The 9,877-nt window shown below is 63.3% G+C and carries 12 protein-coding genes; 5 read left to right on the top strand and 7 right to left on the bottom strand.

Going from position 1 to position 9,877, the window contains the following annotated elements; genetic code table 11:
- The 4 genes from cysS to carD all read right to left on the bottom strand — a co-directional run.
- Nucleotides 1-996, bottom strand: a 996-nt coding sequence (gene cysS, locus ABX74_RS25270) for a cysteine--tRNA ligase (RefSeq protein ID WP_047889961.1), incomplete at its 3' end; no start/stop codon positions are given.
- Between the two features lie 11 nt (nucleotides 997-1,007).
- Nucleotides 1,008-1,484, bottom strand: coding sequence for a 2-C-methyl-D-erythritol 2,4-cyclodiphosphate synthase (ispF, locus tag ABX74_RS25275; RefSeq protein WP_019746837.1), 477 nt, complete (start codon nucleotides 1,482-1,484; stop codon nucleotides 1,008-1,010).
- Nucleotides 1,485-2,183 carry a 2-C-methyl-D-erythritol 4-phosphate cytidylyltransferase gene (gene ispD, locus ABX74_RS25280; RefSeq protein ID WP_082148559.1) on the bottom strand — a complete coding sequence of 233 codons (699 nt, stop codon included), beginning with the start codon at nucleotides 2,181-2,183 and terminating at the stop codon, nucleotides 1,485-1,487.
- A 22-nt stretch (nucleotides 2,184-2,205) separates the two neighbouring features.
- Nucleotides 2,206-2,694: an RNA polymerase-binding transcription factor CarD gene (gene carD / locus ABX74_RS25285; RefSeq protein WP_003945666.1), complete on the bottom strand. Its 489-nt coding sequence runs from the start codon at nucleotides 2,692-2,694 to the stop codon at nucleotides 2,206-2,208.
- Nucleotides 2,695-2,959: 265 nt separating this feature from the next.
- Here carD and ABX74_RS25290 point away from each other — a divergent pair, with 265 nt between their 5' ends.
- Both ABX74_RS25290 and radA read left to right on the top strand, forming a co-directional pair.
- Nucleotides 2,960-3,595 (top strand): copper chaperone PCu(A)C, encoded by a 636-nt coding sequence (locus tag ABX74_RS25290; protein ID WP_003945942.1) that lies wholly within the window; start codon nucleotides 2,960-2,962, stop codon nucleotides 3,593-3,595.
- Between the two features lie 98 nt (nucleotides 3,596-3,693).
- On the top strand, nucleotides 3,694-5,127 hold the full coding sequence (radA, locus tag ABX74_RS25295) for a DNA repair protein RadA (RefSeq protein WP_003945739.1): 1,434 nt from the start codon (nucleotides 3,694-3,696) through the stop codon (nucleotides 5,125-5,127).
- 22 nt (nucleotides 5,128-5,149) lie between these two features.
- Here the strand turns inward: radA and ABX74_RS25300 are convergent, their stop codons facing one another.
- The gene (locus ABX74_RS25300) at nucleotides 5,150-5,710 is read right to left on the bottom strand and encodes a PaaI family thioesterase (RefSeq protein WP_019746834.1); all 561 of its coding nucleotides are present in this window, start codon (nucleotides 5,708-5,710) and stop codon (nucleotides 5,150-5,152) included.
- A gap of 96 nt (nucleotides 5,711-5,806) precedes the next feature.
- Between ABX74_RS25300 and disA the strand changes: the two genes are divergently transcribed.
- Nucleotides 5,807-6,892 (top strand): DNA integrity scanning diadenylate cyclase DisA, encoded by a 1,086-nt coding sequence (gene disA / locus ABX74_RS25305; RefSeq protein ID WP_024487741.1) that lies wholly within the window; start codon nucleotides 5,807-5,809, stop codon nucleotides 6,890-6,892.
- Nucleotides 6,893-6,917: 25 nt separating this feature from the next.
- On the opposite strand, the gene ABX74_RS25310 is transcribed toward disA, so the two are convergent.
- Both ABX74_RS25310 and ABX74_RS25315 read right to left on the bottom strand, forming a co-directional pair.
- A complete protein-coding gene (locus ABX74_RS25310; RefSeq protein WP_019746833.1) occupies nucleotides 6,918-7,661 on the bottom strand; it encodes a DUF4232 domain-containing protein in 744 nt (247 codons plus the stop codon).
- Between the two features lie 97 nt (nucleotides 7,662-7,758).
- Nucleotides 7,759-8,397: a carbonic anhydrase gene (locus tag ABX74_RS25315; RefSeq protein WP_019746832.1), complete on the bottom strand. Its 639-nt coding sequence runs from the start codon at nucleotides 8,395-8,397 to the stop codon at nucleotides 7,759-7,761.
- 228 nt (nucleotides 8,398-8,625) lie between these two features.
- Between ABX74_RS25315 and ABX74_RS25320 the strand changes: the two genes are divergently transcribed.
- Together ABX74_RS25320 and ABX74_RS25325 are read left to right on the top strand one after the other, a co-directional pair.
- Nucleotides 8,626-9,465, top strand: coding sequence for an MlaE family ABC transporter permease (locus ABX74_RS25320; protein WP_223258003.1), 840 nt, complete (start codon nucleotides 8,626-8,628; stop codon nucleotides 9,463-9,465).
- On the top strand, nucleotides 9,465-9,877 hold a 413-nt coding region (locus ABX74_RS25325; protein ID WP_047889963.1), incomplete at its 3' end, for an MlaE family ABC transporter permease. The genes ABX74_RS25320 and ABX74_RS25325, both read left to right, overlap by 1 nt.

Raw genomic sequence — 9,877 nt, forward strand, 5'->3', positions numbered from 1 at the left:
GAGTTCGACGCCACCCGCACGCTTGTGTGTGCGCAGGACGAACGACTCGAGCCCCTGGTAGGACTTCGCGCTTTCGTCCAACGCCTCGTCCGAGTACTCGAGATTGGAACGGTAGTGCGCACTACCGAGGTAGTACCGAAGTTCTTGCGGACGAACCTTCTTGAGCACGTTCGGCACAGAGAGAACGTTGCCCAACGACTTGGACATCTTCTCGCCACTCATCGTGACCCAGCCGTTGTGCAACCAGTACTGAGCGAAATCGTCGCCGGCGCACTTGGCCTGCGCAATTTCGTTCTCGTGGTGCGGGAAGACGAGATCGCGTCCACCACAATGGATGTCGAATGCCGCCCCGAGGTAGAACTCCGCCATGGCCGAGCACTCGAGGTGCCAGCCCGGACGGCCAGGTCCCCACGGCGTCGGCCACGAGGGCTCACCGGGCTTGACGGCCTTCCAGAGGGTGAAGTCGCGAGGATCGCGCTTGCCCTCGGCCGCACTCTCGCCCTGATGAACGTCGTCGAGTTTGTGGCCGGACAGTGCGCCGTACTCGGGGTAGCTCTGCACGTCGAAGTAGACGTCGCCGCCCGCCGCGTACGCGTGGCCGTTCTCGATCAGGCGTTCCATCATCTCGACCATCTGCGTCACGTGACCGGTGGCCCGCGGCTCGATGGACGGCGGCAGCACACCCAGTTGGTCGTAGGCCCACGTGAACGACCGCTCGAACGTCGCCGCCCACTCCCACCAAGGTCGACCGGCGCCGGCGGCCTTGTTGAGAATCTTGTCGTCGATGTCCGTCACGTTGCGCACGAAGGCAACGTCGTTGCCGTGCGCCAACAGCCAGCGTCGCAGCACGTCGAAAGCGACGCCGCTACGAACGTGCCCGATGTGAGGATCGCCCTGAACTGTCGCCCCACACAGGTACACCGATGCATGTCCGGGGGCCAACGGAACAAAATCCCGAAGGGCCCGCGTACCGGTGTCGTATAGGCGCAGGGTCACGACCAGCGATCTTACCTGTCGTGTTCGGTTGTCATGACCAACGCGGTGGCCATGGCGGCGATCCCCTCGCCGCGACCGGTCAAGCCGAGCCCGTCCGTGGTGGTCGCGGACACCGAAACAGGCGCGCCGAGAATGTCCGAGAGCACCTTCTGTGCCTCGCCGCGTCGCGGCCCGATCTTCGGTCGGTTGCCGATGACCTGCACCGCGGCGTTGCCGACGGTGAACTGGTTCTCTTCGAGCAGTCGACGAACCTCGGCAAGCATTCGAGCGCCGCTCACGCCGTCCCATTCGGGCCTGCCGGTGCCGAAAACCGAACCGAGGTCGCCAAGACCTGCGGCGGAGAGCAACGCGTCACAGAGCGCGTGGACGGCGACGTCGCCGTCCGAATGCCCCGAGCACCCGTCTGCTTCCTCGAACAGCAACCCGGCCATCCAGCAAGGTCGGCCGACCTCGATGGGATGAACATCCGTGCCGAGACCGACGCGCATCTATTTTCCGTCCTGTGAGTCCGCGCTCAACTCTGTCTCCGAGATCAGGAGCGCCCGTGCAAGGACGAGGTCGAGCGGAGTGGTGATCTTGAAGGCGAGAGCGTCGCCGGGAATCGTCTGCACCGAAACACCGAGACGCTCCACCAGAGCGGCGTCGTCGGTCGCGGCGACGTCACCGGCGTCGTACGCACTGCGCAGGACCTCGGTGGAGAAGCCTTGAGGAGTTTGAACCGCACGCAACTCCGAACGCAGAGGCGTTCCGGTGACTGCGCCGAGTACGTCGACCGACTTGATCGTGTCGGTAACCGGGAGTACCGGGATGACAGCGGAGCTGCCGGCTCGGAGAGCGTCGACGACGCGCGCGATCAACGCCGGCGGCGTCAATGCCCGCGCGGCGTCGTGCACGAGTACAAAATCTGCATCGCCGGCAGCACTGAGACCGGCTCGAACCGAATCGGTTCTTTCGGCACCACCACCGACGACGTCGACGTCCGATGCACGACCGAGGTCGGCTACGACGGATTCGACCAGTTCAGGCGGCACAATGACAACAACGCGGTCGATCGCTCCGGATTTCCGGAGTCCATCGACCGCGCGTGCAAGCATGGTGCACCCACCGAGTTCGACAAATGCCTTGGGCAATTTCTCGCCCAATCGCACTCCCCGACCTGCGGCAGGTACCAGGGCTACTACTGCCACTGTCAGCTTTGTTGTGTTGCAGTCAGGACGCGGCCGCGAGGACCTCGTCGAGAATGGTCTCTGCCTTCTCGGTGTCAGTGCCCTCGGCGAGCGCGAGCTCTCCGACGAGAATCTGACGAGCCTTGGCGAGCATGCGCTTCTCACCGGCGGAAAGCCCGCGGTCCTGCTCACGACGCCACAGGTCACGAACAACTTCTGCAACCTTGTTCACGTCACCTGAGGCAAGCTTCTCGAGATTTGCCTTGTATCGACGAGACCAGTTGGTGGGCTCCTCGGTGTGCGGTGCTCGCAGAACCTGGAAAACCTTGTCGAGGCCTTCTTGGCCGACCACGTCACGAACTCCGACGTACTCTGCGTTGTCTGCAGGAACCCGTACTGTGAGATCGCCTTGAGCGACCTTCAGAACCAGGTACTCCTTCTGCTCACCCTTGATGGTGCGGGTTTCGATAGCTTCGATCAGCGCCGCACCGTGATGGGGGTATACGACGGTGTCTCCGACCTTGAAAATCATGTGTCCCGTGCCCCTTTCGATTCCACTAGTTTAACACGTGAAAGAACCGACCACTCATCAACTGTGCAGGTCAGGGGCATCCTTGCTCGAGCGTAGGGGTTGACAGGGCTTGTTGTACGTGCATTCAACTGGTCTGGAGCACCCCTGCATAACCGACTGAAAGCCCACGCAGACAACCGTTGTGGCGACCCGACGGCCAGCCCGCGGGACCTTATCTACTACTCTGCCTAGTGGAGTGCGAACCTGACGCCGTGGAGGACAAATCGTGACTGCTATCCGTAAGCCGACTCGTCGAGTCGCTACCGCCATTGCACTGGCTGCAGGCGCAGCCATCGCGCTGTCCGCTTGCGGTTCCGGACAGGTGAGCCAGACCGCCGTCCAGCAGGCCGCCGTGAACGGCAACAGCGCCGACCTCGGTGAGATCGCACTGCGCAACGTGCACATCGCCTACCCCTCGTCCGAGGAATACAGCATCGAGCCGGGCGGCAACGCCGTGCTCGCGTTCACCGTCGTGAACGACAGCGCCGAGACCACGGACAAGCTCGTCAGCATCACCACCGATTACGCAGCACGCGTCATCGCGGGTGAAGAGGTAGGTGGCTTGACGATCAAGCCGCAGACGTCGCTGCAGGCCGGCCAGTTGCCCGCAGGCGAAGGTGCCGCGACCGAGGCAGAGACCCAGATCAAGAACAACGAAGAGAACGACGACGCACCCGCTGCGCTCACTCTCGTCGTTCTGCAGGACATCAAGGCAGGCGTTCGCCCCGGCTTGACCGTCCCGATCACCTTCAAGTTCGAGAAGGCCGGCTCGGTCACCGTCGACGTGCCGGTCGACGCAGGCCCGCAGCTCGAGCGCAACGAGTCGGACAAGTCGCCCGACGTTGCAGAAGCCGGGCACTGAGCCCCGAATCACCAAGGCGCACACTGCGCTTCGCAGAACAACTTCAGAATCACACTAGAGGCGGGGTCCATGTCGGACCCCGCCTCTAGTCTGTCCCGGTGGCCAAAGTGAAATCGAACTACCGATGCTCCGAATGCCAGTCGGTAGTGCCCAAGTGGGTCGGTAGATGTCCGGACTGCGATTCGTGGGGCTCGATGACCGAGGTCGCGGTAGTGGCACCCGTCGCCAGTCGCGCCGGCGCCTCACTCGCCAAAGCAGGATCGAGCGCCGTGCTCCCTACGACGCCGGCCACGCCGCTGACACAGATCGACAGCACCTCGACGCAGGCCAAGCCCACCGGGATCGGCGAGTTGGACCGCGTCCTCGGCGGTGGCGTCGTACCTGGTTCGGTGGTGCTGCTCGCGGGCGAGCCCGGAGTCGGAAAATCGACGCTACTTCTCGAGGTCGTCTACCGCTGGGCGATGCGCAGCGCGGATGATCGAGCGTTGTACGTCACCGGCGAGGAGTCCGCCGGTCAGGTTCGACTTCGGGCAGATCGCACCAACTCTGTCCACGAACGGATGTATCTGGCGGCCGAATCCGATCTCGCGACCATCCTCGGCCACATCGAGCAGGTCAAGCCGACCCTGGTCATCGTCGACTCGGTGCAGACCATGCTTGCTGCCGACGTCGACGGAGTCGTCGGCGGCGTGACTCAGGTCAAGGCCGTCACCAGCGCCTTGACCTCCCTGGCGAAGGCCAGTGGAATCCCGGTGCTTCTGATCGGCCACGTCACCAAGGACGGCGCCGTCGCCGGACCGCGCTCGCTCGAGCATCTCGTAGACGTGGTTCTGCACTTCGAAGGCGATAAGCACTCCACGCTGCGCATGGTCCGCGGCGTCAAGAACAGATTCGGTGCGGCCGACGAGGTGGGATGCTTCGAGCTGAGCGAGCAGGGCATCAACGAGATCAGCGATCCGTCCGGCCTGTTCCTGCATCACCGCGAAGAAGCTGTGGAAGGCACGGCCGTCACCGTGATGATGGACGGTAAGCGTCCGCTACTCGGTGAAGTTCAGGCCCTCGTCGCCGCCACGCCTCTACCGACACCTCGTCGAGCCGTCAGTGGGCTCGACACCGCCCGTGTGGCCATGGTTCTGGCCGTGTTGGAGCGCCGCGTCGGGGTGTCGATCTCGAAGGCCGACGTCTACGCCGCGACCGTCGGCGGTATGCGGATGACCGAGCCGGGTGCCGATCTGGCTCTTGCCATAGCGGTCGCTTCCGCTGTGAAAGCAAAACCTGTCCCCAAGGGGCTCGTCATCCTCGGCGAGGTCGGACTCGCCGGAGAGGTTCGACGAGTTGCCGGTGTGAACCGACGGCTGATCGAAGCTGCCAGATTGGGATTCACCAGCGCCATCGTGCCGGTCGATTCCGGCCCGAACATTCCCGGCATGCGCGTCAACGAAGTAGCGAACCTGGCCGAGGCACTCGCCTACGCCGGATTGATGGGCGGCAAACAAGCCCCGTCTCGCCCCAAGCTCACTCCGGTGAAGTGACGGCCTGCGGCCGACTACCGCGTCAGACCGACGAGGTGCCGAACGGGGAAGTCGGTTCGCCGTCCACGAACTCCTTGGTCTTGGCGAAGTGTTCCGACGTGATGGTCAGGAACAGTCCGCGGGACGTTCCCACCACCGTGTCCGGATCCGCTGTCGGACCTTCGACGATCACCGCTTCCGCGCTGGTGTAGACCTTGCGGCGCACAACGCCGTCGATGCGAGCCCGAAATTCGAGCACCGATCCCAACGGGATCGGTCGGGCGAAGTCGATCTCGAGGTGCCCGGTCACCACCGGCGAGCCGAGAGCCATGCATGCCATGCCTTGCGCCTCGTCGAAAGCCGTCGACAAAATGCCGCCGTGAATGACCCCAGGACCGCCCTGATACTTCTTGGCGACCTCCAGACGGCCCGTCACTTCCAACCCGTCACCAGCCCTGAAACTCATCGCCATTCCCGCAGGCTGGTCGTCGCCGCAGCCGAAGCATTTCGACCAGTGCTGAGGCAACTTCTCGCCGGCGGCCGGAAAGAATTCGACCGGCTCCGGGACAGTCAGGTCATCAGGCAGGGTCCAGGTACTACTCATGGATAGGTAATCTAAACGGGGATCAGTCCGGCGCAGGCATCGGACCCGACCGAAGTGACATCGACCTCAGCAGGGAGTTTCTCAATGATCAGTGCGATGGCGGACACACAGTCGTCGTCGGCATTGCGAGAGACCATCGCCAGGTTGGCGCCGGGTACCGCTTTGCGAGACGGGCTCGAACGAATTCTGCGCGGACGTACCGGCGCGCTGATCGTCCTCGGATACGACGAGGAGATGGAAGCGCTGTGTGACGGCGGATTCAACCTCGACGTGGAGTTCGCACCGACCCGATTGCGCGAGCTCTCGAAGATGGACGGTGCGGTAGTCCTCTCGACGGACGGCACACGCATCGTGCGCGCCAATGTCCAACTGGTTCCCGATCACAAGATTCCCACCGTCGAATCCGGCACCAGGCACCGTGCCGCCGAGCGCACCGCAATTCAAACCGGCTATCCCGTGGTCTCGGTCAGTCAGTCGATGTCGATCGTCAGTGTGTACGTCGGTGGTATCCGGCACGTCATCGACGGCTCGGCCACCATACTTTCGCGCGCCAACCAGGCCGTCGCGACGCTCGAACGATACAAAGCGCGACTCGACGAAGTGACACGGCAACTGTCGGTGGTCGAGATCGAGGATTTCGTGACTCTGCGCGACGCGTTGACCGTCGTACAGCGACTCGAAATGGTTCGCCGTGTGTCGATCGAAATCGAGCAGGATGTCCTCGAGCTCGGCACCGACGGTCGCCAGCTGGCACTGCAGCTCGAAGAACTGGTCGGCGACAACGACATTGCACGTCAACTGATCGTTCGGGATTATCTTGCCGGCCCCGAACCCATCGGCACCGCGGCGATGGACAACGTACTCGTCGCACTCGATCGTGTCACCGACGCCGACCTACTCGATCTCACGACTCTTGCGCGTGTTCTCGGTTATCCGGGCACGATCGAAGCCCTCGACACTCCGATGACTCCTCGCGGATATCGCGTACTGATGCGTGTGCCTCGATTGCAGTTCCATCAGATCCACCGGTTGGTCGGATCCTTCGGCACTCTCCAGTCGCTGCTGGCCGCTACGGCTGCCGATCTGCAGTCGGTCGAGGGCATCGGCGGGCTGTGGGCCCGTCACATCCGTGAGGGACTTTCCCGGCTCGCGGAGACGTCGATCACCGGATCGTTCAACTAGCGGGCCTGTTCGGGCTTGCCCGCTCTCACGCGATGTTGAACGGCTCCGGGGAGCTTCGCAGTGCGCCGAGCTGACCGACAACCGTGTACGCGCCTGCGCCCACCGGATTGCGCTCGGGGTTCTGCGCGGTCGCGCACTCGGGGGTCGACGTCGTGGCCGACCAGGCGACCTTGAACGCAGCTTGCTCGCCGGGAGCGAGATTGCGTACGTCGGCTGCGGGCTGGGGATAGCAGTCGACGTTGGACCACAAACGGGTCTTGCCGTCGATGCTGTAGACGAGCACCTGCTGCAGGCCGCCCGCCAGATCTCGATCACAGGGTGCCGAACCGATGTTGGTGATGACGATCGTGAAGGACGGCTCTTCACCGGGAGCGAAGGTCGCCTTGTCTGCGGTCGCCTTGACTGCCAACGACGAGTCCGCGCACTGACCAGCCGGGACCGGAGCGCCGGTGGTCGACGAGGACGATGCCGACGTCGACGATCCCGAAGCCTGCGTGCCCGAGCCACCTGATCCACCCGCAGCACCGCCACCCGAACCACCGTTACCGTCCGGCGCGTTGGAGCCGGAAGGGTTGGGGGTGAAGGAGACGTCCGTCGTCAGCGAGGAACTCGCAGCGGCCGAATTGGCCTCGGGAGTATCGCTTCCACCGCCGAAGAGGGCGGACGCCGCCCAGATGATCAACGCCAGTGCAATGACGGCGGCACCAATGGCCAGCGCCCGGCGACGCCAGTAGATCTCGGGGGGCAGTGGTCCATTCGGTTCCAACACGGACTCAACGGTAGTTGGCGCAGGGTCCACTAACCGTCAGCTGAGGCGGCGTGTCGGTACCCATTGTCTGCTACCGGGTATCACTGCCCCGGAAGATCTAACCCTCGACGGTCTCGACGCTCTCGCCGATGTCGCCGACCGCGCCCTGAACTCGCATGTGCCCGTCGGACAATGTGTACGTGACGCCGACGATCGCGCACGCACCGTTGTCCACCTTGTCTGCGATGATCCGCGACCTCTGCATGATCAACGAGCCGGTCTCCACGACGTGTCGACCTTCGAGTTCGTCGACGGTGGACAAGCCTTCGTTGCGACCCATCAGGATGGACGGAGCAACGCGCTCGACCACGCTGCGAATGAAGCCGTCGGGAACCGCACCCTTGTCCAGGGCGTCGAGCGTTGCCTTCACGGCACCGCAACCGTCGTGACCGAGGACGACGATGAGCGGCACGTTGAGCACGTGAACCGCGTACTCGATCGAACCGAGCACCGAATCGTCGAGCACGTGACCTGCCGTACGCACGACGAACATGTCGCCGAGGCCCTGATCGAAGATGATCTCGGCGGCTACGCGCGAATCACCGCAACCGAACAGCACCGCGGTGGGGTGCTGCCCATCGACGAGCTTCGCGCGATCGGCGATTCCCTGGCTGGGGTGAATGGACGCGTCGTTGACAAATCGCTCGTTGCCTTCGCGAAGGGACTTCCAAGCGGAAATGGGGCTTGATCGTGGCATTCACTCATTGTGCACCCGTCGCATTTCGGACTCTCGCCGGGAAGGTTGCGTAGACGCAAACGGAAGCTCCGCGTCCACATTCACGCCTTGTGATGGCGTGCCCGAATTGGAACTTACTTCAGAGTCAGTTTCCTGATACCGTCTCCGAACGTGACCTGGAGCACTTCGACCTTCCGAGTGTGATCGAAGAAACCCGACCAGAACGATTCGGCCGGAAAGGGGGATGGCGTGAGCACTGAAGTTGGAACAACCGGGGACGCAACGCCTGCCTCCCCCGCCAAGACGAACATGTTCTGGAACCTGCTGTCCGAGATCGGACTGCTGTTCACCTTCACCGTTCGCGTATGCGTCGCCGCTTTCACAACTCTGCGACACAAGCGCCTCGCCTGGCGTGAAGCGCTCGACCAGATGTGGTTTCTCGCCCACGTCACCTCGGTCGCTTCGGCACTGGTGATGATTCCCCTCGGCGTGGGCGTAGCTCTCCAGATCGGTTCGCTCGCAGACCAAATCGGCGCGGGTTCATACAGCGGTGCAGTCGTCGCGTTCCTCATCATCGGACAGGCCGGACCGCTGGTCTGCGCCCTGATCATCGCCGGCGTCGGCGGTTCCGCAATCTGCGCAGATTTGGGAGCGCGCACGATCCGCGAAGAGATCGATGCGCTCGAAGTACTGGGCCTGCCGGTGTTGGAACGCCTGGTCGTGCCGCGGATGATCGCAATTGCCGTCGTCTGCCTCCTGCTGAATTCGATAGTTCTCGTGATCGGTTTGGGCGCAAGCCTCTTCGTTCACGTCCTGATACTCGACGGCAACGCACAGAGCTTCCTGCGCAATCTCGTTCAATTCAGTCAACCGAGCGACTTCGTCGTCTCCGGTATCAAAGCCGTTGCCTTTGCTCTCATCTCGGGAATCGTGGCCTGCTACAAGGGCCTGACCGTCAAGCGCGGAGCTCAAGGCGTCGGCGACGCAGTCAACGAGACCGTCGTGCTCTCGTTTGTCCTCGTGTTCGTCGCCAACCTCGCAATTACCCAGTTCTACCCGCTGTTCGTCTCGGTGAAGGGTGCCTACTGATGCACCTGCCCATCGCAATTCGTGCCAAGCGGGCCAGTTCGCGCACCGTCGACGGTCTGAGTCGACTCGGCGATCAGTTCACGTTCCACGCGCGTGTCATCACCTCGATTCCGGCAACCCTCAAGCGATATTGGCGTGAAGTCGCCCGTCTCGTCGCCCAGGTGGCATTCGGTTCGGGCACCCTGCTCGCCGGCGGTGGCAGCGTCGTCGTGATCTTCGCGATCTCGTTCTTCGCAGGTTCCCAGATCGGACTCGAGGGCTACCGCGGACTCAACCTCGTCGGCCTCGCACCGCTGTCCGGCGTGATGTCCGCCATCGCGAATACTCGTGAGGTCGCACCACTCGTTGCCGCAATCACCTTGGCTGCCAAGGTCGGAACTGGATTCACCGCGCAGCTCGGAGCCATGCGGAT

This window comes from Rhodococcus sp. ARP2 (genome assembly GCF_001029585.1).
GTDB lineage: Bacteria > Actinomycetota > Actinomycetes > Mycobacteriales > Mycobacteriaceae > Rhodococcus_F > Rhodococcus_F erythropolis.